The organism is Pseudomonas sp. DY-1 (assembly GCF_003626975.1).
Lineage (GTDB): Bacteria > Pseudomonadota > Gammaproteobacteria > Pseudomonadales > Pseudomonadaceae > Metapseudomonas.
Window position 1 is genome coordinate 603,358 of sequence record NZ_CP032616.1, and the last position, 21,399, is coordinate 624,756.

Sequence of the window (21,399 nt, forward strand, 5' to 3'; positions counted from 1 at the left end):
GAGGATGATAGCAAAACCTTAGTATTTTTTAGCTTGTTCGCCGTTTCCATGAATTTTGTTCATGTTGGTGTTGGGGCCGGTTCGCCGGCCTGTCCCGTAAGTCAGTAAAATCCGCCCATTTGCTCCTCATGGACCGAGTCATGTCGTTGCGTACCTGCGCCACCCTGTTTGTTCTGTTCATGCTGTGGATTCGCCCGACAGCGGCGGAGGAGTTGTCCTACAGTCGCGACGTCCAGCCGATCTTCACCCAGAAGTGTGTGGCCTGCCACGCCTGCTATGACTCGCCGTGCCAGCTCAACCTGGGCAGTGCCGAGGGCGCCGCGCGTGGGGGCAGCAAACTGCCGGTGTATGACGGCGGCCGTACCAGGGCCCAGGCGACCACTCGCTTGTACTTCGATGCCCAGGGAGCCGACGCCTGGCGGCGCAAGGGCTTCCATTCCGTGCTGGACGCCAATGGCGCCCAGGCTGCCCTGATGGCCCGGATGCTGGAGCTGGGTCGCAGCAATCCGCCCGAGGCCAATGCAAAGCTGCCCGCCGAGCTCGATATCGGCATCAATCGACAGAATCAGTGCCCCTTGCCCGGAGAGTTCGACGACTACGCCCGCAAGCACGCGCAAGCCGGTATGCCGTTCGCCGTCACCGGTCTCAGCGAGGCGGAGTACCAGACCTTGCAGCGCTGGTTGGCACAGGGTGCGAAGGTGGAGGAGCAGGCCGTGCAGCCCAGCGATACGGAGGTCCGCCAGGTAGCCGAGTGGGAAGCGCTATTGAATGCCCCAGGGGCGCGTGAAGTGCTGGTGGGGCGCTGGCTGTTCGAGCACCTGTTCCTTGCCCATCTCTATTTTGAAGGGAGTGAGTCTGGCCATTTCTTCCAGCTGGTACGCTCGCGTACCCCCAGCGGTCAGCCCATCGACCCCATTGCCACGCGTCGTCCCAATGACGAGCCGGGCAATACCTTCTATTACCGGCTTTGGCCTATCCAGGGCGTGATTGTCCATAAGACCCACATCACTTATCCGCTGAGCGCGAAGAAGCTGGCGCGGGTCAAGGAGCTCTTCTATTCCGGTGCCTGGGTGGCTGATCAGGTTCCTGGCTACGGAGCCCAGCGCCGTGCCAATCCTTTCGAAACTTTCCAGGCCATCCCGGCACAGGCCCGCTACCAATTCATGCTGGATAACGCCGAGTATTTCGTGCGTACCTTTATTCGTGGCCCGGTCTGTCGTGGCCAGATCGCCACCGACGTGATTCGCGATAACTTCTGGGCGTTGTTCCAGGCCCCGAGTCACGACTTGTACATCACCGATGCCAGCTACCGCGAGCAGGCAACCCCATTGCTGGCGATGCCGGGGCAGTTCGATGACATCGGTGACCTGCCTAGTCTGTGGCGCGCCTACCGCAACAAGCGCAACCAGTACGAGGCGCTGCGCATGGAAGCCCACGCCGACGCGCCATTTCCGAGTTGGTCGCACATCTGGACCGGTAACGACAATGCACTGCTATCGATCTTCCGCCAGCACGACAGCGCTTCGGTGCGCAAAGGCCTGATCGGCGAGATCCCGCAGACCATCTGGTGGATGGACTACCCGCTGCTCGAGCGGACGTACTACCAGCTGGTGGTCAACTTTGACGTGTTCGGCAACGTTTCCCACCAGGCGCAGACGCGGCTGTACTTCGACCTGATCCGCAATGGTGCCGAGGTCAATTTCCTTCGCCTGATGCCGGCAGAGTCCCGCGCGGCGCTGCTCGGCGACTGGTATCAGAAGAGCGGCAAGGTGAAGATGTGGCTGGACTACCAGAGCATCGACAACGACACCCCCACAGCGCTGGCACTGCCTGAAAAAGACCCCAAGCGCGCGTTTGCCCAGGAATTGCTGATGCGCTACGCCGGCCTGAATGCCCGGCCCGACCCGATCAATCGCTGCCGTGATGGACGTTGCTACAGACCGGGCATAGCACCTGAACTGCAGGGTGCCGAGCAGGTTCTGAGCAGGCTGGTGAGCCGGCCAGCGGCTGGGCTCAAGGTCATCGACCAACTGCCGGAGGCGACCCTGCTCCGGGTGGAGTTGAATGACGGTAGTCGCGAGATCTACAGCCTCCTACGCAACCGCGCCCACAGCAATGTGGCTTTCATGCTCGGCGAGGAACTGCGCTACCAGCCGGGCCTGGACACCCTGACGTTGTATCCGGGCGTGCTATCCAGCTACCCGAACTTCATCTTCAGTCTCAAGGCGGGGGAAGCTGAAACCTTCGTCGCTGCCTTGGAACAGGCGAAGGATGGAGCAGCGTTCGACAAGGTGGTGGAGCGCTGGGGCATTCGTCGCACTCACCCACGGTTCTGGACCTATTTCCACGATCTGGCGGGCTATATCCGCGAAACCGAGCCCGTCGAGGCAGGTGAGCTGGATATGAATCGCTATCGGAATCTGTGAACCACTGGACGAGAATAATTCCTACTAATTTGGTAAGCCTTTAACCCCCGTTCCCCTTTGGCGTACACTGCGCCCATGTTTGCGAGGAGTTGCCATGAGCGCCATCACCATTACCCAAGCTGCCCAGGATTATCTGGCTGACCTGCTGGAGAAGCAGAACACCCCGGGCATCGGCATTCGTATCTTCATTACCCAGCCCGGCACCCAGTACGCCGAAACCTGCATCGCCTACTGCAAGCCGGGCGAGCAGAAGCCTGAGGACAACGCTGTTGCCCTGGCTGCTTTCACTGCCTGGATCGACGGCGTGAGCGAGCCGTTCCTGGATGATGCCGTGGTGGACTACGCCACTGACCGCATGGGCGGCCAACTGACCATCAAGGCGCCAAATGCCAAGGTCCCGATGGTCAACGAAGACAGCCCGCTCACCGAACGCATCAACTACTACCTGCAGACCGAAATCAATCCCGGTCTGGCTAGCCACGGCGGCCAGGTCAGTCTGGTGGATGTGGTCGAGGAAGGCATTGCGGTGCTGAAGTTCGGCGGCGGTTGCCAAGGCTGCGGCATGGTCGACATGACGCTCAAGGACGGCGTCGAGAAGACCCTGATGGAGCGCATCCCGGAGCTGAAGGGTGTACGCGACGTCACCGATCACAGCAATCGGGAAAACGCCTACTACTGAGGCGTACGCGAAATTAGAAAGGCGACCTTCGGGTCGCCTTTTTCGTATCCAGTTGCGAATGAGTCCGCTCTCACAACGAGCCTTGTGGGTTGCGGCTGGAATAAGCTCAGTCCGGGAAGTCCTGAGCACCGATGTTTGGGCTCGCTGCGTTTGGCGCCTGCGGAGTCCAGGCGCTGGCAATTCAGCCTGCCGCCAGTCTGCGCCGTAATGGCAGCAGCATCAGCAGGGCAACCACCAGCAGTGGCAGCATGCCCAGGTTCACGGCGTTCCAGCCGATACCGCTGATCAGTGCACCCGAGGTGAACGAGGCGCAAGCTGCCACCAAGCCATTGCCCAGCTCCATAAGGCCTTGGGCCTGGCCACGTTCGTTGGCGTTGTGGCCTTCGCCCAGAAGAGTGGTACCTGCCACCAGCATCAGGTTCCAGCCGATGCCCAGAAGAAATGAACTGGCCAGGAAATGACTCTGCTGCAGGCCTGTGAGGGCTATTGCGGCACTTCCCAGCAGGATCAGGCTGCCAAGTACAGCGATTCGTCGACTGCCGAGACGGTCCACCAGCGGGCCGGCAATGAAGGCGGGCAGGAACATGCCTAGCATGTGCCAGCGGATCACCTCTGCGGCTGATTCCAGCGGTAGGCCGCAAAAATTCATCGCCAGGGGTGTGGCGTTCATTACCAGCATCATCAGGCCGTGGCCAACGGCGGTAGTGGCCAGCGCGGCGCGCACCAATGGCCGTGACAGCAGGACACGAGCCTGACTCCAGCCAGCACGGGGAGGACGTGGCGCTTCACCTTCGCGCAGGCGTGACATCAGCAGCAGGGCGATCAGCGCCAGCGCCGCAATGAGTAGGTAGGCGCCGACGAAAGGTGCGTCCAGGGCATCGCGCGACCATAGGGACAGGTTTGGGGCAAAAAGCGCGGCGCAGACACCGCCTCCGATCACATAGGAAGTCGCTCGGCCTTTCTGGGCATTGCCCACTGCCTCCAGGGCGGCGAAACGGTAATACATGGCCGATGCCTGGTAGCCGCCTATAGCCAGGGCGCCCAGGCAGAACAGGACGAAGTCCCATAGCCAAACGCCTACAGCGCTCAGCATCCCGCCCAGCACTCCGCAGCTTGCGCCCAGCATCAGACCTGAGCGCCGACCGTGGCGCTGCATGAAAAGTGACAGCGGTTGCACGGCCAGCAGATTGCCCAGGATCAGCAGCGTGAGAGGCAGCGTCGCCAGGGCATTTAACGGTGCCAGTTGCAGACCTGCCAGGGAGGTAAGCGTGATGCCGATCATCGAGCAGCTCCAGTAGAGCGCCTGGCCGGCGAAGAGCACTCGGAGGGTAGGGTTGTTCAGCAGCATGGTGCTTCCTTGAGAGGTCGTTTCAGCTCGGGCAACCGTCAGGCTTGAGGACGCGCTGGGCGGAGGCGGGGAATTTCGCCAGTTTCGCCATGGGACGTATTGGCCGTCGCACGAGTTCACCGCCGCAGTTGGGGCAGGTGCCATGCAGGCGCTGGTCGGAGCAGTCCCGGCAGAAGGTGCATTCGAACGAGCAAATGAGCGCCTGCTCGGAGTCGGGTGGCAAGTCCTTGTTGCAGCATTCGCAGTTGGGGCGCAGTTCGAGCATGACCGGCTCCTCAGTTGTGAGTGGGGCGTCCGAAGCGTTGCGCGTATTCCTGCGGACCAACGGACAGGTGCTTGTGAAAGGTGCGGCGCAGGTTTTCGGGGTGACCGAAGCCGGTCAGGCGCGCCACAGTGGCGATGGAGGCCTGGGAGTCCTGCAGCAGGGTGCGAGCCGCTTCCAGCCTGACCCGCTCCACATACTTGCCCGGGCCCACGCCCAATTCCTGGGCGAACGCGCGTGACAGGCTGCGCGGCGCCATTTTTGCCTGGGCGGCTAGTGCTTCCAGCGACAGGTCGGCGCCTAGGTTCGCCGGAATCCATGCCAGTAGCGCCGCCAGCTTTGGCGTGCGGCAGGGCTCCGGTGTGAGCAGCGCACTGAACTGCGTTTGACCGCCCTGGCGGCGCAGGAACAGGACCAGTCGCCGGGCGATCGCCAGTGCCATCGGACGACCAAGGTCGGCTTCGACCAACGCCAGTGCCAGATCGATGCCAGCGGTGACGCCAGCAGAGGTGAAAATGTGGGGGTCGCCATCCTGACCCGCGGGGTCGTAAGTGTGCAGCCGATCGCCCGTCACCTCGATGCCCTCGTGGCAGCTCAGGGCTTCCACGTCCGACCAGTGGGTGGTGGCCTGGCGGCCATCCAGCAATCCGGCTGCCGCAAGAATCAAGGCGCCCGAGCAGATGGAGCCGAAGCGTCGTACCTGTGGTTCCGTACTGCGCAACCAGTCCAGCAGTTCCTGGTCCCTGCATTGGATTTGCATGTCCATGCCACCTGGAACGAGCAAGGTGTCCAGGCTTGCCGGGTCGACCTCACGCCACGCCCGGTCGGCCATCAGAGCAAAGCCGGCCGAGGTCTTCACAGGTCCCGCTTCGGGTCCCAATAGGTGGATCCCGTAACTCGGCGGAAGGCCCTGGCGCGCGCGTTCGTCGTTGGCTGACGCGAATACCTGCAGAGGGCCGGTCACGTCCAGGCTCATGACATCAGCAAAGGCCAGGCAGGCGATGTGACGAATCGATTCCATGACGATCTCGGAGAAGGCGATGGCGTCAGTCTGCAGTCAAAGGTGGGTGGCAACAATGACAATAAGCCCACAGATCTCGCCAAATAAGTGCGAATGTAGGGCCTACTGAGTATTCAGTCGCTGCGGGGAATCGATTGGAAGGTAGGGGAGAGGGGAAAACTGTGGCCGGGCGAGCAGTAGGACCTGCTCGCCGCGCATTGGGCACTGGCGCTGAAGCGTTTACTCAGGCATCGACCAGGGTTCGAGGTCGTAGCCCTTGCGGCTCAGCTCCTCACGGGACTGCTTGAGGATGTTGGCCAGTTGCTCCGGGTCGGAATAGGTGCTGCTGGGAATCTTCGAGCGGCCGAGAAGACGGGTGTTGGTGCGGTCGATCACGCTGATGCTGAGTTCGCCGGTGCCGTCTTGCAGGGCCCAGGCAACGCACTGGAACGGTTTGAATGCACGGCCAGTAATGATCAGTGCTTCGTTGAAACGTAGCGGAGTGTTCATGGGAGGGGGTCTCTCCATATTGTGCCCAATGAAGGTGACAGCGCGGCTAAGGCCTTTGTTGCGCTGTCGTGAATGTGGATGGCGAGACCCGACCGATAAGTCACAGCACGTCGTGAAAAACTAAGTTTTTGTCGCTGAAATGAATGGGTAAGCCATTTTTGTATCGGCCGTTGTGCGTTTTTATCGTGGGATAGGGTATACAGGTCGCCTTCGGTATTGTCCCGAATCGGGTCCAGCCCCTCTCGCGATGTACCGCCCGGGCTGCTGCCAGTATGATCATCGGCCGTTCGAGGTTGCCTACAGCGAGTGTTGCCGTGCCCGTCCTGAACCGCCTGTTCCGTCCCATCCTTGTCGCCACCTGCATTGCCGTGTTGGCCGGCTGTGGCGCCCAGTCGCTGTCCCCCAAGCTGCGCTCGGGGCCGGAGCGAGTCGAGTTAAGCGGTGTCCCGTTCTTCGCCCAGAACGCCTACCAGAGCGCACCGGCTTCGTTGGCGGCCTTGCTGACCCAGCAGGGAGACGAGGTCACGCCAGGCATGATCGAAAAAGAGCTGCAGTTGCCGCAGAAGGAAGCCTCCCTGCGGGATGGGTTGGCGATGACGGCACGCCAGCATGGCCTTGTGGTCTATCCCCTGGGCAGCCGGATGGACGACTTGCTGGAACAAGTAGCTGCGGGCAATCCGGTGCTCGTGCACCTGCGCGAAGGCTTCGGCTGGATGCCCTCTTGGCGCTACGCGCTGCTGATCGGTTACGACCGTAAAAACCGGCAGGTTCTGCTGCGACATGGTCACGAGCGTCGCGCCGTGATGAGTTTCGGTGCATTCGAGGCGGGCTGGACGGAGGCGGGTAATTGGGCGGTGCTGGTGCAGGCGCCGAATCAGTTACCGGCACCGGTGGAGCGGGCTCGTTGGCTGAAAGCGGCCGATGAGCTTGCGGCGGCGGGGCAGGTTAATGCAGCGAAAATGGCACGCTTGCAGATGCCTTGATCGGCAGTTACTGAAATGAAAAACGGCGCCCTTGGGCGCCGTTTGTGTTTGCAGGCGGATCAGACGCCCAGCTTGTCGCGCATGGTGTAGTACCAGGCACCCATCGCGGTGAAGGGCACGCGGAACACGCGACCACCCGGGAAGGGGTAATGCGGCAGGCTGGCAAAAGCGTCGAAGCGCTCGGCCTGGCCACGCAGGGTCTCGGCGATCACCTTGCCGGCGATGTGGGTGTAGGTCACGCCGTGGCCGCTGCAGCCTTGGGAGTAGTAGATGTTGTCGCCAATCCGACCGACTTGGGGCAGGCGCGACAAGGTCAGCAGGAAGTTGCCGGTCCAGGCGAAGTCGATCTTCACATTCTTCAGCTGCGGGAAGGTCTTCAGCATCTTCGGCCGGATGATGGCTTCGATGTTCGCCGGGTCGCGGGCGCCGTAGACCACGCCGCCGCCGTAGATCAGGCGCTTGTCGCCGGAGAGACGGTAGTAGTCCAGCAAGTAGTTGCAGTCCTCGACGCAGTAATCCTGGGGCAGCAGGGAATTGGCCATTTCATCCGAGAGCGGCTCGGTGGTGACCACCTGGGTGCCGCAAGGCATGGACTTGCTGGCCAGTTCGGGAACCAGGTTGCCCAGATAGGCGTTGCCGGCTACCACCACGAACTTGGCTTTCACGCGGCCTTTCGGGGTGTGCACCACCGGGTTGGCGCCACGCTCGATGCGGATTGCCGGACTCTGCTCGTGAATCACGCCACCCAGGGATTCGATGGCTGCGGCTTCACCCAGTGCCAGGTTGAGCGGATGGATGTGACCGCCGCTCATGTCCAGCATGCCGCCAATATAGTTGTCGGTCGCCGCCACTTTGCGGATGCCCTTGGCATCCAGCAATTCAAGCTGGTTGTGGCCGAAGCGCTCCCAAAGTTTCTTCTGGGCTTCCAGGTGACCCATCTGCTTCTTGGTGAAGGCAGCGAATACACCGCCATCCTTCAGGTCGCACTGGATGTTGTACTTGCTGATGCGGTCGCGAATGATGCGGCCGCCTTCGAACGCCATGTCAGCCATCAGTTTGGCGTTCTTGGGGTTCGCGGTACGCTCGATCGAATCGATGTCGCGGCTGTAGCTGTTGACGATCTGGCCGCCGTTACGACCGGATGCGCCGAAGCCCACCTTGGCGGCTTCCAGGATGGTGACCTTGAAGCCGTTCTCCAAGAGGAAGAGGCCGGTGGAAAGACCGGTATAGCCTGCGCCGATAATGCAAACGTCAGTTTCGATCTCGCCTTGCAGTTCCGGGCGAGCCGGTACCGGGTTGGCCGAGAACGCGTAATAGGACTGGGGGTAGGGAGTGTGCGTCATAATGGAATCTCTGTTTTTTATTTTTTACAGATGTGACGATGCTACCTGAGTTGAAACGGGTCGGCTAGCCTCTGTGCAAAATATTAAACGAGGCGATGAACAGTAAAAAATCCACTTTTTCAGAGAGTTAGCGAAAAAAGGTGTTGACAGGGAAAAGTTAGTCCGTAGAATGCGCACCCATCGAAGGCACATAGCTCAGTTGGTTAGAGCACCACCTTGACATGGTGGGGGTCGTTGGTTCGAGTCCAATTGTGCCTACCAAATTCGATAAAAAGGGTCACTCAGGTGACCCTTTTTTATTGGGCGCTTGTCGGGGCTTTGGCTTTCTGCAAGCATCCCGCTCTTTATTACCTCCAGTGACTCTGGTTCGGCTCTGGTTGGCTGCAAGGCTCCTGCCATCGTACGGCGGGCATACCACCGAATCGCGTACTGGCTCATCCCAACCCATGTGGCCTTTGGTAGAGGTCACCACTAGGAGAGGAGGCGCCATGCCCATCATCACTCTTCCTGACGGCAGTCAGCGTACTTTCGATAAACCCGTATCCGTGCTCGAGGTGGCTCAGTCCATCGGTGCGGGGCTGGCCAAGGCGACCCTGGCTGGCAAGGTAAATGGCAGGCTGGTAGACGCTTGCGACCTGATCGAAGACGATGCCTCGCTGCAGATTGTGACCCCCAAGGACGAAGAAGGGCTGGAGATCATCCGCCATTCGTGTGCGCACCTGGTCGGCCATGCCGTCAAGCAACTCTATCCGACCGCCAAGATGGTTATTGGGCCGGTCATTGAGGAAGGCTTCTATTACGACATCGCCTTTGAGCGCTCCTTCACGCCGGAAGACATGGCGGCCATCGAAAAGCGCATGGCTGAGCTGATCGAGAAGGACTACGACGTCATCAAGAAGATGACTCCGCGGGCCGAGGTCATTGAGCTGTTCAAGGCGCGTGGCGAGGAATACAAGCTGCGTCTGGTCGATGACATGCCGGACGAGAAGGCCATGGGTCTGTACTTCCATGAGGAGTACGTGGACATGTGCCGTGGCCCTCACGTGCCGAATACCCGTTTCCTTAAGGCGTTCAAGCTTACCAAGATTTCCGGTGCCTACTGGCGCGGCGACTCGAAGAACGAGCAGCTGCAGCGTGTGTATGGCACTGCTTGGGCGGACAAGAAGCAGCTGGCTGCCTATATCCAGCGCATCGAAGAGGCCGAAAAGCGTGACCATCGCCGTATCGGCAAGCAGTTGGACCTCTTCCACCTGCAGGAAGAAGCGCCGGGCATGGTTTTCTGGCACCCGAGCGGCTGGACCGTCTATCAGGTGCTCGAGCAGTACATGCGCAAGGTCCAGCGTGACCACGGCTATGTAGAAGTGCGCACTCCCCAGGTAGTCGATCGCATCCTTTGGGAGCGCTCGGGTCACTGGTCTAACTACGCCGAGAACATGTTCACCACTTCGTCGGAAAGCCGCGATTACGCCGTCAAGCCGATGAACTGCCCGTGCCACGTTCAGATCTTCAATCAGGGCCTGAAGTCTTACCGTGACCTGCCGCTGCGCCTGGCTGAGTTCGGTGCCTGCCACCGCAACGAGCCGTCCGGCGCCCTGCACGGCATCATGCGCGTGCGCGGCTTCACCCAGGACGACGCCCACATCTTCTGCACTGAAGATCAGGTAAAGAAAGAGGCGGCTGATTTCATCAAGCTGACCCTGCAGGTCTATTCCGACTTCGGTTTCAGCGATATCTCAATGAAACTGTCCACTCGTCCGGTTAAGCGGGTGGGTTCCGACGAGCTGTGGGATCGTGCCGAAGGAGCTCTGGCGGATGCGCTGAACGAGTCCGGCCTGTCCTGGGAATACCAGCCGGGAGAGGGTGCTTTCTACGGCCCGAAGATCGAATTCACCCTGAAAGACTGCCTCGGTCGTAACTGGCAGTGCGGCACCCTGCAGTACGATCCGAACCTGCCGGAGCGTCTGGATGCCAGCTATATCGCCGAAGATAACAACCGTAAGCGCCCGGTGATGCTGCATCGCGCGATCCTTGGTTCCTTCGAGCGCTTCATCGGCATGCTGATTGAACACTACGCGGGCGCGTTCCCGGCATGGCTGGCGCCTACCCAGGCGGTGATCATGAATATCACCGACAAGCAGGCCGATTTCGCCGTCGAGGTCGAGAAAGCCCTCAACGAAAGCGGGTTCCGTGCCAAGTCCGACTTGAGAAACGAAAAAATCGGCTTTAAAATCCGCGAGCATACTTTGCTCAAGGTTCCCTATCTCTTGGTTATTGGAGACCGGGAGGTTGAGACTCGATCCGTTGCTGTGCGCACCCGCGAGGGTGTCGATTTGGGTTCCATGCCCTTCGAAAGCTTCTCTGAATTGCTCGCACAAGCGGTTTCCCGGCGTGGTCGCCAAGAATTGGAGTAATCACTATTAAGCGTGAAATGAGACAGGACAAGCGGACTCAACCGAAGGCCCCGATCAACGAGAATATCTCGGCTCGTGAGGTGCGGTTGATTGGTGCTGACGGCCAGCAGATTGGCGTCGTCTCGATTGATGAAGCGCTTCGCGCTGCTGAAGAAGCCAAGCTGGATCTGGTAGAAATTTCTGCCGATGCCGTGCCGCCTGTTTGCCGGATCATGGATTACGGCAAGCACCTCTTCGAGAAGAAGAAGCAGGCTGCCGCAGCGAAGAAGAACCAGCACCAGCAGCAGATTAAAGAAATCAAGTTTCGTCCAGGGACGGAAGAAGGGGATTACCAGGTAAAACTACGCAACCTGGTACGTTTCCTTAGTGATGGGGACAAGGCCAAGGTATCCCTGCGATTCCGCGGTCGTGAGATGGCCCACCAGGAGCTGGGTATGGAGCTATTGAAGCGGGTCGAAGCTGACCTCGCCGAATATGGCACCGTAGAACAGCATCCTAAGCTGGAAGGACGCCAGCTGATGATGGTCATCGCCCCCAAAAAGCGAAAATAACCCCCAGGGCACTGGCAGGCCTTGCGGTTATATGTATTGATTGAATGCGGAGTATCCGAACATGCCAAAAATGAAAACCAAGAGCGGTGCTGCGAAGCGCTTTAAGAAGACTGCTTCCGGCTTCAAGCACAAGCACGCTTTCAAGAGCCACATCCTGACCAAAATGACTACCAAGCGTAAGCGTCAGCTGCGCGGTTGCACCCTGGTGCACCCGTCTGACGTCCGCAAAGTAGAGCGCATGCTGCGCGTTCGTTAATCGGTCAAGATTCTAGAGGAAATTACTCATGGCTCGTGTTAAGCGTGGCGTCATCGCTCGTAAGCGTCACAAAAAGATTCTGAAACTCGCCAAAGGCTACTACGGTGCACGCAGCCGCGTGTTCCGCGTTGCCAAGCAGGCGGTAATCAAGGCTGGCCAATATGCCTACCGTGACCGCCGTCAGCGCAAGCGTCAGTTCCGCGCTCTGTGGATCGCTCGTATCAACGCTGGTGCTCGTCAGAACGGTCTGTCCTACAGCCGTCTGATCGCTGGCCTGAAAAAAGCGGCCATCGAGATCGACCGTAAGGTTCTGGCCGACCTGGCAGTGAACGAAAAAGCGGCGTTTGCTGCGATTGTCGAGAAAGCTAAGGCCGTTCTGGCTTAAGTCCCCGACAATCACCGGGCTTGCCCGGTGCTAAACGTCACCGATAGGGGAAGGGCCTTGCGCTCTTCCCCTATTTCGTATCTGGAGTCAGTAAATGGAAAATCTGGATGCGCTGGTCTCGCAAGCGCTTGAGGCCGTGCAGCAAACTGAAGACGTGAATGCCCTGGAGCAGATTCGCGTTCACTACCTTGGCAAGAAAGGCGAGCTGACCCAGGTGATGAAGACCCTGGGCGATTTGCCGGCTGAAGAGCGTCCCAAGGTCGGCGCCCTGATCAACGCTGCCAAGGAGCGCGTTCAGGATGCTTTGAACACCCGCAAAGAGTCGCTTGAGCAGGCTGCCCTGACCGCCAAGCTCGCGGCCGAACGAATTGATGTGACCCTGCCGGGGCGCGGTCAGGTTTCCGGCGGCCTGCACCCGGTAACCCGCACCCTCGAGCGTGTCGAGCAGTTCTTCACTCGGATAGGCTACGGCATTGCCGAAGGCCCCGAGGTCGAAGACGACTACCACAATTTCGAAGCGCTCAACATTCCTGGCCACCATCCGGCCCGGGCAATGCACGACACCTTCTATTTCAACGCGAACATGCTGCTGCGCACCCATACTTCTCCGGTACAGGTGCGCACCATGGAGTCGCAGCAGCCGCCTATCCGCATCGTCTGCCCTGGTCGCGTCTACCGCTGCGACTCAGATATCACCCACTCGCCGATGTTCCACCAGGTCGAAGGCCTGCTGGTCGACGAAGGCATCAGCTTCGCCGACCTCAAGGGCACCATCGAAGAATTCCTCCGTGTGTTCTTCGAGAAGGACCTTGGTGTACGTTTCCGTCCGTCTTTCTTCCCCTTTACCGAGCCGTCGGCTGAAGTCGACATGCAATGCGTGATGTGCTCTGGCAAAGGTTGCCGCGTATGCAAGCAGACCGGCTGGCTGGAAGTGATGGGCTGCGGCATGGTGCACCCGAACGTGCTGCGCATGTCCGGCATCGACCCTGAGAAATACCAGGGCTTCGCCTTCGGGATGGGCGTGGAGCGCTTGGCCATGCTGCGTTATGGCGTCAACGACTTGCGCCTGTTCTTCGACAACGACCTGCGCTTCCTCGCGCAATTCCGCTAGGTCGTATTGTCCGAAACGAATCCCTTAGGAGAGCAGGATGAAATTCAGTGAACAATGGCTGCGGAGCTGGGTCAGCCCGCAGGTTTCCCGTGATGAGCTGGTCGCTCGTCTATCCATGGCCGGCCTCGAAGTCGACAGCGTTACTCCCGTAGCCGGTGCATTCAGTGGCGTTGTCGTGGGCGAGGTGCTAAGCACGGAACAACACCCCGACGCCGATAAACTGCGCGTCTGCCAGGTGAGTAACGGTAGTGAGACGCTTCAGGTTGTGTGTGGTGCGCCGAATGTGCGCCCCGGTCTGAAGATCCCCTTCGCCATGATCGGTGCTGAACTGCCGGGCGACTTCAAGATCAAGAAGGCCAAGCTGCGTGGCGTTGAGTCCAATGGCATGCTCTGCTCGGCCTCCGAGTTGCAGATCAGCGATGACCATGACGGTCTGATGGAGCTGGCTGACGATGCTCCGGTAGGCCAGGACATTCGTGCCTACCTGGGCCTGGATGATGTGATCATCGAGCTGGGCCTGACCCCCAACCGCGGCGATTGCCTGAGCCTCTCCGGCCTGGCCCGTGAAGTGGGTGCGCTCTACGCTGCTCCGGTCACCCGTCCGCAAATTGCTGCTGTTGCTCCTGCCCACGACGAAGTGCGTCCGGTCGAAGTGACTGCTCCGGCTGCCTGCCCGCGCTACCTCGGTCGCGTAATCCGCAACGTCGACCTGTCCCGCCCGACCCCGCTGTGGATGGTCGAGCGCCTGCGTCGTTCCGAAGTACGCAGCATTGACGCCGCAGTCGACATCACCAACTACGTGATGCTCGAGCTCGGTCAGCCCATGCACGCCTTCGACCTCGCCGAAATCAACGGCGGCATCCGCGTGCGCATGGCGGAGGAGGGCGAGAAGCTTGTCCTGCTGGATGGCCAGGAAGTTAGCCTGCGCGCTGACACTCTCGTCATCGCCGACCACACTCGCGCCCTGGCCATCGCCGGTGTTATGGGTGGTGAGCACAGCGGCGTAAGCGACAAGACTCGCGACCTGTTCCTTGAGGCCGCTTTCTTCGACACCATCGCCGTTGCCGGTAAGGCCCGTTCCTATGGCCTGCATACTGATTCCTCGCATCGCTTCGAGCGTGGTGTCGACTTCCAGCTGGCCCGCGAAGCCATGGAGCGCGCCACTGGCCTGCTGCTGGAAATCGTCGGTGGCGAAGCGGGTCCGATCATCAAGGCCGTCAGCCAGGAAAGCCTGCCAAGCGTAGCTCCGGTTACCCTGCGTGCCGAACGCATCACCCAGATGCTCGGCATGGAAATGGACGCCGCCGAAATCGAGCGTCTGCTCACCGCGCTGGACCTCAAGGTCACCGCCGATGGTGCCGGCCAGTGGCGTGTCGATGTGCCGAGCCACCGCTTCGACATCAGCCTTGAAGTGGACCTGATCGAAGAGCTGGGCCGTCTCTATGGTTACAACCGACTGCCGGTTCGCTACCCGCAAGCCCGTCTGGCTCCGCGTGCGCGCGCTGAAGGTGCCATTGAGCTGCCGGCCCTGCGTCGTCTACTGGTCGCCCGTGGTTACCACGAAGCCATTACCTACAGTTTCATCGATCCGAAGCTGTTCGAGTTGTTCAATCCGGGCGTGAAGCCGCTGATGCTGGCCAACCCCATCTCCGCTGATATGGCCGCCATGCGTTCCTCGCTGTGGCCGGGGCTGGTGAGTGCGCTGCAGCACAACCTCAATCGTCAGCAATCTCGCGTTCGCCTGTTCGAAAGCGGCCTGCGTTTTGTGGGGCAACTCGAAGGCCTGAAGCAGGAACCCATGCTGGCTGGCGTGCTCTGCGGTTCCCGTCTGCCGGTAGGCTGGGCCAACGGCCGCGACGCCGTCGACTTCTATGACGCCAAGGCAGACGTAGAAGCCATCCTCGGTGCCGCTGGTGACCTGGGCGCCTTCAGCTTCGTACCGGGTGAGCATCCCGCCCTGCATCCGGGCCAGACCGCTCGCATCGAAAGAGAAGGGCGGCTAGTCGGCTTCCTCGGTGCCCTGCATCCGGAACTCGCAAAGGCCCTGGACCTGGATCAACCGGTGTACATGTTCGAGCTGGTGCTGGCCGAAGTGATGCAAGGCAAGCTGCCGAAGTTCAGTGAGCTGTCGCGCTTCCCTGAAGTGCGTCGTGACCTTGCCCTGCTGGTGGATCGCGACGTCGCCGCCGAGTCGGTACTCGCAACCATCCGTGAGGCTGCTGGCGAATGGCTGACTGACCTCAGGCTATTTGACGTGTATCACGGTAAAGGCATTGATCCGCTTAGAAAAAGCTTGGCGGTTGGCTTGACCTGGCAGCATCCATCGCGCACTCTTACTGACGATGAGGTGAACAACACAACGCAAAACATCGTCACCTCGCTGGAAGACAGGTTCAATGCCACGTTAAGGAAGTAGCGTATGGGGGCTCTGACGAAAGCTGAGATGGCTGAACGTCTTTATGAAGAGCTTGGCCTGAATAAACGGGAAGCCAAGGAATTGGTGGAGCTGTTCTTCGAGGAAATCCGTCAGGCGCTGGAGCACAACGAACAAGTGAAGTTGTCCGGGTTCGGCAATTTCGACTTGCGCGACAAGCGTCAGCGGCCTGGCCGAAACCCGAAGACAGGAGAGGAAATCCCGATCACGGCTCGCCGTGTGGTCACTTTCCGTCCAGGGCAGAAACTCAAAGCCAGGGTCGAAGCTTATGCTGGAACCAAGTCATAACGACGAGTTACCGCCCATTCCAGGCAAGCGATACTTCACTATTGGCGAAGTTAGTGAACTTTGCGCAGTCAAGCCCCACGTGCTGCGTTACTGGGAGCAGGAATTTCCCCAGCTCAACCCAGTAAAGCGGCGCGGGAACAGGCGCTACTACCAACGTCAGGATGTGCTGATGATTCGGCAGATCCGGGCGCTGCTTTACGATCAAGGCTTCACCATCGGCGGGGCGCGCCAGCGCCTCTCCGGAGACGAAGCCAAGGAAGACACCACGCAGTACAAGCAGCTCATCCGCCAGATGATTACCGAGCTTGAGGACGTCCTCCATGTGTTGCGGAAGTGAATTTTTTTGAAAAAAACCTTCCACAATTCAAAAGCTTAAGATATAGTTCGCTCCGCTTCCGGTGATCCGGAGCGAGCTAGAAAACGTCGGGGCGTAGCGCAGCCTGGTAGCGCACTTGCATGGGGTGCAAGGGGTCGAGTGTTCGAATCACTCCGTCCCGACCATATTCAGAGAAAGGCCGGTTCAGAAATGAACCGGCCTTTTTCGTTTTATAGTGTTTGGGAGTATGGGCAAGGCATTCGTCGCTCTTCCCTGTTGCAGGAAGCTCGTTTGCTCTTTACCCGTTTCAAGCGAGTGTTCGATGTAATGGCCTGCGTCCGCACGCGCGAAGTACAACTCCGCCACCCTTCCTCTCTTAGGTCAATCAGTTGTGGAGTTGAGCTCGCACGTCGCAGGTCCAGTTTTGCTGGCGACGCAGGTTGACGATCTGCAGCAGGGCGCCCAGGGAGGCCACGCCGCCAGCACAAGCGGCCAGGGTCCAGGTGGGCATCTGCAATAGCAACACGAAGCCACCCGCCGCCGCGCCAATGGCACTGCCCAAATAGAGTGCTGACTCGTTCAGCGCGATGGCAAGGTTCCCGTCGCCCTGAGCTTGCCGCGCCAGGATCAATTCGTTGTTCTGCGGCACTTGCAAGGCCCATCCAACGGCGCCCCATAGGACGATGGGCAGCATGACCAGCCAGGTGCCCAGTGCTGCGATCAGCGGCAGCACAAGCAACGAAGCAGCGAGGATTACCATGATAATGAAGGTCAGGACCGGCCCCTTGATACGGTCCACCAGGGGGCCAACCAGGAAGCTGCCCAGCACGCCGCCGATGCCCCAGACCCAGAGGTAAGGCGTGACCGAGCTCACTGCACCATAGGCAGGATCGGCCAGCAGTGGGGCAATGAAGGTGTACATGCCTAGGCTGGCGATGGCGGCCAACAGGGACACCAGCAGGATGATCAACACGTGACCATCGCCGAGGATCGCCAGCTTCTGGGCCAACGAACTTGCTGCGGCCGCAGGCAGGGCCGGCAGTTTCAGTATCAAGCCGATGAATGCCACCAGGCCGAGCAAGGTGACCAGCCACAGGGCGGCTTGCCAGCCCATCTGATCGGCGATCAACAGACTGAGTGGCACGCCTAATACCACGCCGCTGGCCATACCTCCCATGATGATGGCGATGGACTGGCCGCGACGTTCCGGCGAGGACACCGCGGTCGATGCGCCGATGCCCATTGCCAGGTACACGCCGGCGCCGATACCAGCGATGGCGCGCCAGACCATCAGCGTAGTGAAGGTTTCGGCCAGCGCGCTAGCGGCGTTGGCGATGACGAACAGGCCAAGTGCCAGTAGCAGGCCGGTGCGTTGGCGATGCGCCGGGGTCAGGGCAACGAAGATCGGAGAGCCCAAACCGTAGGCTAGGGTGAAGGCCGTCACCAACTGGGCAGCCACTGCCACGGACACCGTGAACGACGCCTCAATCATCGGGATCAGGCCCGCGGTTACGTAGGAGGCCATGCCGAGGGCAAACGCTCCGACCGCGATGAGGTAGATGGGGGATTGGTTGGTTGTGTGCATGCATAGGCTCGCTTGCGCTCCACGGAGGCGCATGTGGTGGGACATCAGAAGGTTGCGACCCCAAGCAGGGGCCGCATCCGATTAGGGGCTAGAGTTCGAGGCTGAAGTCGTACTCGCTTAGCCAGGTGTTGAGGCCGACAGCCAGCTCCATGCCCATGCGCTCATGCATGGAGGAGACGCTGCCGAGTGGTTTGTCCAGCGTTTTTCGGATCCGGCCGTTGTCGAGCAGCGGTATCACAGGGGCATTGCGATCCGCTTGGATGGCGACCAAGGAGTTGCGCAATGCCTGTTCGTAGGCCGGGTCCTGCGTTGACGGGTAGGGGCTCTTGACTCGTTCGCTGATCGACTCCGGCAGAAGGTCACGGGTTGCTGCGCGCAGGATGCTTTTCTCCCTCCCGTCGAAGGCCTTCAGCGCCCAGGGTATGTTGAAGGCGTACTCCACAAGTCGGTGATCGCAGAACGGTACCCGCACCTCAAGGCCAACGGCCATGCTCATGCGGTCCTTGCGGTCCTTGCGGTCCAGCAGGGTTTGCACGAAGCGTGTCAGCTTGACGTGGCTCATTTGCCGCATGCGAGCCGCTGGCGCAGTAGGTCGCCAGCGCATTGTGCATCTGCTCGCGTACGGTCGGATGTTGGGACATCGCGAGGTAGGCAATGCTGCACCAGGCCACGACCGGCTCCTCTTTATGACAGCCCAGTTTCGCCAGAGGGTATTGTCCGCAGACGAGGCTTTGCGCCATGAAGGTTCGGTACTGGTTGGAGGATTTCAATGCATTGAGTTGTTCCCGAAGAAGTGTTTGATACATCCGTTTATCTCCTTAGCAAGTTGGTGACTCGTCTCTGTTGACTTCCTCATCAAGCAAGAGCTCTGGCGTGGGTATTTGGGGCCAGGTAGGGGTATTCTTCTTTGAGTTTATGGGGGTTACAATTTGATAATTTATGCTGTTACTGGAGGTAATTGGATGAGCGCACCCCGCACGCTCGAGCGCACTCGGGCAGAGCTGGCTGAATTTCTGCGTAGCCGCCGTGAACGTATTTCTCCAGAGGAGGTGGGGCTGCCAACCGGTAGCAGGCGACGCACACCAGGTCTGCGCCGTGAGGAAGTGGCCACGCTGGCCGGAGTCGGCTTGTCTTGGTACACCTGGCTCGAGCAAGGGCGGGAAATCAGTGTGTCTGCCACCTTCCTCGACAACCTCTCGCGAGCGCTCAAGCTGGACGCTGCAGAACGGCGCCACTTGTTCCTGCTGGCTCACCAGCGTTTGCCGCCCGAGCCGGGAAGAACTTGGTGCGTAGTGCCGCCGCTGATCCATCGACTGATGGGCGACCTGCCTTCACGTCCGGCATATGTACTTAACCTGCGCTGGGACGTGCTGGTTTGGAATGCCGCGGCGGATAGGGTGTTCGGTTTCTCTGCGCTGCCGGCGGATCGTCGCAACCTGCTGTGGATGCTGTTCACCAGCCCGGCCATGCGCGCGTTGTTCACCCCCTGGGAGGAGCAGGCATTGCAAATGCTCTCCAGCTTCCGTCGTGACTTCGTACGGGCAACCCAAGATCCGGAAATCGTCGCTCTGGTGAAGGAGCTTTTGAAGGTGTCTCCTGACTTCAGGATCTGGTGGCGGCAGCAGGATATCCATGGGCCATGTCAGGGTATTCGCAACCTTAACGTCGAGTCGATTGGCCCGGTGGTGTTCGAGCACACCACACTGACTATCGATGAGGATCGCCATTTACGGCTGGTCTACTACGCGGCCAAGGAAGCGAGGGCGGAGAGCCAAGCCTTCGAGCAATGGCTGTAGCGGGAGCCGGCTCAGGTGCCGGCAGGGAAAGGCAGTCAGCCAAAGCGAAAAGTGGATAAGAGGAAAGGGAGGCGGAAAGGGGGGCAGATTGATTTATTATCGAGCGGTTCCCGAGTTTGCGGGCACTGTTGCAAACCTTGCCCACGGTCGCCCACTCAAGCGCTGATTCCGATGCGAGCATTAGCAACATCATTCGCCGCCGTGGCACTGGGGCTCTGGTCTGGAGTACTCCACTGCTTGGTGCCGCGCGTCTTGCCGGCTTCGCCGGCATACTTGCGCCTGGAGGGTCTTCGTGGGGTGCTGACCAACTCTGAGCGAAGTTTTCTACTCCTGAGCCGTTGCTGAGTACCTTTTTGCCAGGCGGGGCTGAGCACTGTGGCAACCTGATTCATCCTTCTCCTAGCAGCCGCCGGGGCCCAGCACACTCTGTTCGAGCACGTTGTCAGCGCCAGCATTGAGATCAGTTGGCGCTCGGTGATAGAGGGAAGAGCGTTGCGCGTCAATCTCGTTACCGAGGTTTGAGATTACACCTCGTCGATCCGCATCTTCGATCGTTGCATTGTTTCGCCGATTGCTAGCGTGCCCGGTTGCGGTGATGAGTTTTGCGGGGATCCCCTCGCTGAACCTATCCTCCGAATGCGTCGCGAAGCACCCAATTGCCTAGTACCGATTGTCCCTACGAAATTTCTTACGGCTCTGTGAGCAGGCTAGCACCCCGCGTGGCATATGCCCCCCCCTTAGAGTCGCTGATAGCGTGTGCCCATCAATTTTGTGGGGCGGGAGCCAAACGCTAGTGAGCCAAGGATTGGCAACAACGAGCCCCGGGTGGTGCTCAGCCTCGGCCACGGTCATTTCGTATTGATCCGATGAAAGATGAAAACATTGCGGGGCTGGCGCTACCCATTGACCTGGTTTGTGTTGTCCGCGGTGGGCGAAATGTTGTGGGTCAACTACGAGCTACCCACTTCCCCCCAGGAGCTGCGAAGAGCAAGCCAATCATCGGCCAGGGTAGCGTCGAACACCGAAGCTGGTGCTTGAGACAGGGAGGCGGACTGCTCCGATGGCTTCGTTGATAACAACAATAAGGAGGCGACTCAATGTAAGGTTCTGCAATGCGCCGTGCTCTGAATGCGCGGCATATCCGCTTCATCGCTCTGGGCTCGGTCATTGGCACGGGACTGTCCTTCGGCTTGGCTGCGGCCATTCATTGGGCGGGGCCTTCGGCATTGGTGGATGCCGGTGGACCCAGTGACGCGGGAGTCGACTCTGTAATTCGTGGCCGGTTCCCATCTGGGCCCTGGCTCATGCCTCGAAGCTTCTTGGACAGCGAGGCCTGCTGGTTCCCTGAGGGCAGCCTGGCTGACCTGCCGAACATAGAGGTGGACCGCTCACGCTGGAACATCCTCGGCTGGGAACTGGAGCCGGGGGATGCGGTGTTCTTCCACATGCTGACTTTGCACGCTTCGGGTGGGGAGTCGGAGGCGAAGGGCGTTCTCTCTCCGCTTCCTCGGTGAGGACATGCGCCACGCCCCACGGGTCTGGAAGACGTCGCCAGAGTTTCCGGGGTTGATCGACCAGTTGCCTGACGGCGCGCCTATGGAGCATTCGCTGTTTCCGATGCTGTGGCCGAGGGGACAGTAAGGCGTTTGACCCGCAGCTATATGAAGAGGACGGAAAGCGCTCGGCCCCTTCCAATTACCTTGTCGTTTCCCGCA

General features: G+C 60.0%; 19 protein-coding genes, 2 tRNA genes and 2 pseudogenes. 16 read left to right on the forward strand and 7 right to left on the reverse strand.

Translation table 11 applies throughout. The features are described 5' to 3' along the window. Window positions 1–140 precede the first annotated feature (140 nt). Both D6Z43_RS03090 and nfuA read left to right on the forward strand, forming a co-directional pair. The gene (locus D6Z43_RS03090; RefSeq protein ID WP_120650353.1) at window positions 141–2,426 is read left to right on the forward strand and encodes a fatty acid cis/trans isomerase; all 2,286 of its coding nucleotides are present in this window, start codon (window positions 141–143) and stop codon (window positions 2,424–2,426) included. A 94-nt stretch (window positions 2,427–2,520) separates the two neighbouring features. After that, window positions 2,521–3,105 (forward strand): Fe-S biogenesis protein NfuA, encoded by a 585-nt coding sequence (nfuA, locus tag D6Z43_RS03095; RefSeq protein WP_120650354.1) that lies wholly within the window; start codon window positions 2,521–2,523, stop codon window positions 3,103–3,105. A 181-nt stretch (window positions 3,106–3,286) separates the two neighbouring features. On the opposite strand, the gene D6Z43_RS03100 is transcribed toward nfuA, so the two are convergent. The 4 genes from D6Z43_RS03100 to D6Z43_RS03115 all read right to left on the reverse strand — a co-directional run bounded on the left by D6Z43_RS03100 (window position 3,287) and on the right by D6Z43_RS03115 (window position 6,225). Further along, the gene (locus D6Z43_RS03100; RefSeq protein WP_120650356.1) at window positions 3,287–4,453 is read right to left on the reverse strand and encodes an MFS transporter; all 1,167 of its coding nucleotides are present in this window, start codon (window positions 4,451–4,453) and stop codon (window positions 3,287–3,289) included. 22 nt (window positions 4,454–4,475) lie between these two features. Beyond that, entirely contained in the window at window positions 4,476–4,718 is a 243-nt protein-coding gene (locus tag D6Z43_RS03105) for a DUF1272 domain-containing protein (RefSeq protein ID WP_120650358.1), read from the reverse strand. Between the two features lie 10 nt (window positions 4,719–4,728). Beyond that, entirely contained in the window at window positions 4,729–5,736 is a 1,008-nt protein-coding gene (locus tag D6Z43_RS03110) for a GlxA family transcriptional regulator (protein WP_120650360.1), read from the reverse strand. Window positions 5,737–5,955: 219 nt separating this feature from the next. Further along, on the reverse strand, window positions 5,956–6,225 hold the full coding sequence (locus tag D6Z43_RS03115) for a hypothetical protein (RefSeq protein WP_120650362.1): 270 nt from the start codon (window positions 6,223–6,225) through the stop codon (window positions 5,956–5,958). Window positions 6,226–6,539: 314 nt separating this feature from the next. On the opposite strand from D6Z43_RS03115, the gene D6Z43_RS03120 reads away from it, so the two are divergent. After that, window positions 6,540–7,208 (forward strand): PA2778 family cysteine peptidase, encoded by a 669-nt coding sequence (locus tag D6Z43_RS03120; RefSeq protein ID WP_120650365.1) that lies wholly within the window; start codon window positions 6,540–6,542, stop codon window positions 7,206–7,208. A 59-nt stretch (window positions 7,209–7,267) separates the two neighbouring features. Here D6Z43_RS03120 and D6Z43_RS03125 read toward each other — a convergent pair whose 3' ends face one another. Further along, window positions 7,268–8,551 (reverse strand): FAD-binding oxidoreductase, encoded by a 1,284-nt coding sequence (locus D6Z43_RS03125; RefSeq protein ID WP_120650367.1) that lies wholly within the window; start codon window positions 8,549–8,551, stop codon window positions 7,268–7,270. Window positions 8,552–8,735: 184 nt separating this feature from the next. Between D6Z43_RS03125 and D6Z43_RS03130 the strand changes: the two genes are divergently transcribed. From D6Z43_RS03130 to D6Z43_RS03175, 10 genes are all read left to right on the forward strand, one after another. Continuing rightward, window positions 8,736–8,812, forward strand: a tRNA-Val gene (locus tag D6Z43_RS03130). 227 nt (window positions 8,813–9,039) lie between these two features. Further along, the gene (thrS, locus tag D6Z43_RS03135; RefSeq protein ID WP_120650369.1) at window positions 9,040–10,962 is read left to right on the forward strand and encodes a threonine--tRNA ligase; all 1,923 of its coding nucleotides are present in this window, start codon (window positions 9,040–9,042) and stop codon (window positions 10,960–10,962) included. Then, entirely contained in the window at window positions 10,962–11,513 is a 552-nt protein-coding gene (gene infC / locus D6Z43_RS03140; RefSeq protein ID WP_174235599.1) for a translation initiation factor IF-3, read from the forward strand. Before thrS ends, infC begins: the two co-directional genes overlap by 1 nt. 61 nt (window positions 11,514–11,574) lie before the next feature. Further along, window positions 11,575–11,769: a 50S ribosomal protein L35 gene (rpmI, locus tag D6Z43_RS03145; protein WP_016493509.1), complete on the forward strand. Its 195-nt coding sequence runs from the start codon at window positions 11,575–11,577 to the stop codon at window positions 11,767–11,769. A gap of 28 nt (window positions 11,770–11,797) precedes the next feature. Then, on the forward strand, window positions 11,798–12,154 hold the full coding sequence (gene rplT / locus D6Z43_RS03150; protein ID WP_016493508.1) for a 50S ribosomal protein L20: 357 nt from the start codon (window positions 11,798–11,800) through the stop codon (window positions 12,152–12,154). Between the two features lie 94 nt (window positions 12,155–12,248). Further along, entirely contained in the window at window positions 12,249–13,265 is a 1,017-nt protein-coding gene (gene pheS, locus D6Z43_RS03155) for a phenylalanine--tRNA ligase subunit alpha (protein ID WP_120650372.1), read from the forward strand. A gap of 37 nt (window positions 13,266–13,302) precedes the next feature. Next, window positions 13,303–15,681 carry a phenylalanine--tRNA ligase subunit beta gene (pheT, locus tag D6Z43_RS03160; RefSeq protein WP_120650374.1) on the forward strand — a complete coding sequence of 793 codons (2,379 nt, stop codon included), beginning with the start codon at window positions 13,303–13,305 and terminating at the stop codon, window positions 15,679–15,681. Between the two features lie 3 nt (window positions 15,682–15,684). Then, window positions 15,685–15,987: an integration host factor subunit alpha gene (gene ihfA, locus D6Z43_RS03165; protein WP_003282572.1), complete on the forward strand. Its 303-nt coding sequence runs from the start codon at window positions 15,685–15,687 to the stop codon at window positions 15,985–15,987. After that, window positions 15,968–16,324 carry a MerR family transcriptional regulator gene (locus D6Z43_RS03170; protein ID WP_120650376.1) on the forward strand — a complete coding sequence of 119 codons (357 nt, stop codon included), beginning with the start codon at window positions 15,968–15,970 and terminating at the stop codon, window positions 16,322–16,324. Before ihfA ends, D6Z43_RS03170 begins: the two co-directional genes overlap by 20 nt. Window positions 16,325–16,411: 87 nt before the next feature. Next, window positions 16,412–16,488, forward strand: a tRNA-Pro gene (locus tag D6Z43_RS03175). A 200-nt stretch (window positions 16,489–16,688) separates the two neighbouring features. Here D6Z43_RS03175 and D6Z43_RS03180 read toward each other — a convergent pair. Then, on the reverse strand, window positions 16,689–17,888 hold the full coding sequence (locus D6Z43_RS03180) for an MFS transporter (protein ID WP_120650378.1): 1,200 nt from the start codon (window positions 17,886–17,888) through the stop codon (window positions 16,689–16,691). A gap of 88 nt (window positions 17,889–17,976) precedes the next feature. Further along, window positions 17,977–18,543 (reverse strand): asparagine synthase C-terminal domain-containing protein, encoded by a 567-nt coding sequence (locus D6Z43_RS03185; protein WP_256660936.1) that lies wholly within the window; start codon window positions 18,541–18,543, stop codon window positions 17,977–17,979. A 307-nt stretch (window positions 18,544–18,850) separates the two neighbouring features. Here D6Z43_RS03185 and D6Z43_RS03195 point away from each other — a divergent pair, with 307 nt between their 5' ends. The 3 genes and pseudogenes from D6Z43_RS03195 to D6Z43_RS03200 all read left to right on the forward strand — a co-directional run. Beyond that, window positions 18,851–19,684, forward strand: coding sequence for a helix-turn-helix transcriptional regulator (locus D6Z43_RS03195; RefSeq protein WP_120650380.1), 834 nt, complete (start codon window positions 18,851–18,853; stop codon window positions 19,682–19,684). A gap of 1,112 nt (window positions 19,685–20,796) precedes the next feature. Beyond that, window positions 20,797–20,916 (forward strand): annotated as a pseudogene (locus D6Z43_RS28220) (hypothetical protein); the annotation flags it as partial. Continuing rightward, window positions 20,912–21,325: pseudogene (locus D6Z43_RS03200) on the forward strand (phytanoyl-CoA dioxygenase family protein); the annotation flags it as partial. The pseudogenes D6Z43_RS28220 and D6Z43_RS03200, both read left to right, overlap by 5 nt. Between the last annotated feature and the right edge of the window lie 74 nt (window positions 21,326–21,399).

Excerpts from the sequence above, each read along its gene's own strand:
- D6Z43_RS03090 (WP_120650353.1), top strand. The coding sequence starts at position 141 with ATGTCGTTGCGTACCTGCGCCACCCTGTTTGTTCTGTTCATGCTGTGG.
- nfuA (WP_120650354.1), top strand. The coding sequence starts at position 2,521 with ATGAGCGCCATCACCATTACCCAAGCTGCCCAGGATTATCTGGCTGAC.
- D6Z43_RS03100 (WP_120650356.1), bottom strand. The coding sequence starts at position 4,453 with ATGCTGCTGAACAACCCTACCCTCCGAGTGCTCTTCGCCGGCCAGGCG.
- D6Z43_RS03105 (WP_120650358.1), bottom strand. The coding sequence starts at position 4,718 with ATGCTCGAACTGCGCCCCAACTGCGAATGCTGCAACAAGGACTTGCCA.
- D6Z43_RS03110 (WP_120650360.1), bottom strand. The coding sequence starts at position 5,736 with ATGGAATCGATTCGTCACATCGCCTGCCTGGCCTTTGCTGATGTCATG.
- D6Z43_RS03115 (WP_120650362.1), bottom strand. The coding sequence starts at position 6,225 with ATGAACACTCCGCTACGTTTCAACGAAGCACTGATCATTACTGGCCGT.
- D6Z43_RS03125 (WP_120650367.1), bottom strand. The coding sequence starts at position 8,551 with ATGACGCACACTCCCTACCCCCAGTCCTATTACGCGTTCTCGGCCAAC.
- thrS (WP_120650369.1), top strand. The coding sequence starts at position 9,040 with ATGCCCATCATCACTCTTCCTGACGGCAGTCAGCGTACTTTCGATAAA.
- rpmI (WP_016493509.1), top strand. The coding sequence starts at position 11,575 with ATGCCAAAAATGAAAACCAAGAGCGGTGCTGCGAAGCGCTTTAAGAAG.
- rplT (WP_016493508.1), top strand. The coding sequence starts at position 11,798 with ATGGCTCGTGTTAAGCGTGGCGTCATCGCTCGTAAGCGTCACAAAAAG.
- pheS (WP_120650372.1), top strand. The coding sequence starts at position 12,249 with ATGGAAAATCTGGATGCGCTGGTCTCGCAAGCGCTTGAGGCCGTGCAG.
- pheT (WP_120650374.1), top strand. The coding sequence starts at position 13,303 with ATGAAATTCAGTGAACAATGGCTGCGGAGCTGGGTCAGCCCGCAGGTT.
- ihfA (WP_003282572.1), top strand. The coding sequence starts at position 15,685 with ATGGGGGCTCTGACGAAAGCTGAGATGGCTGAACGTCTTTATGAAGAG.
- D6Z43_RS03170 (WP_120650376.1), top strand. The coding sequence starts at position 15,968 with ATGCTGGAACCAAGTCATAACGACGAGTTACCGCCCATTCCAGGCAAG.
- D6Z43_RS03180 (WP_120650378.1), bottom strand. The coding sequence starts at position 17,888 with ATGCACACAACCAACCAATCCCCCATCTACCTCATCGCGGTCGGAGCG.
- D6Z43_RS03195 (WP_120650380.1), top strand. The coding sequence starts at position 18,851 with ATGAGCGCACCCCGCACGCTCGAGCGCACTCGGGCAGAGCTGGCTGAA.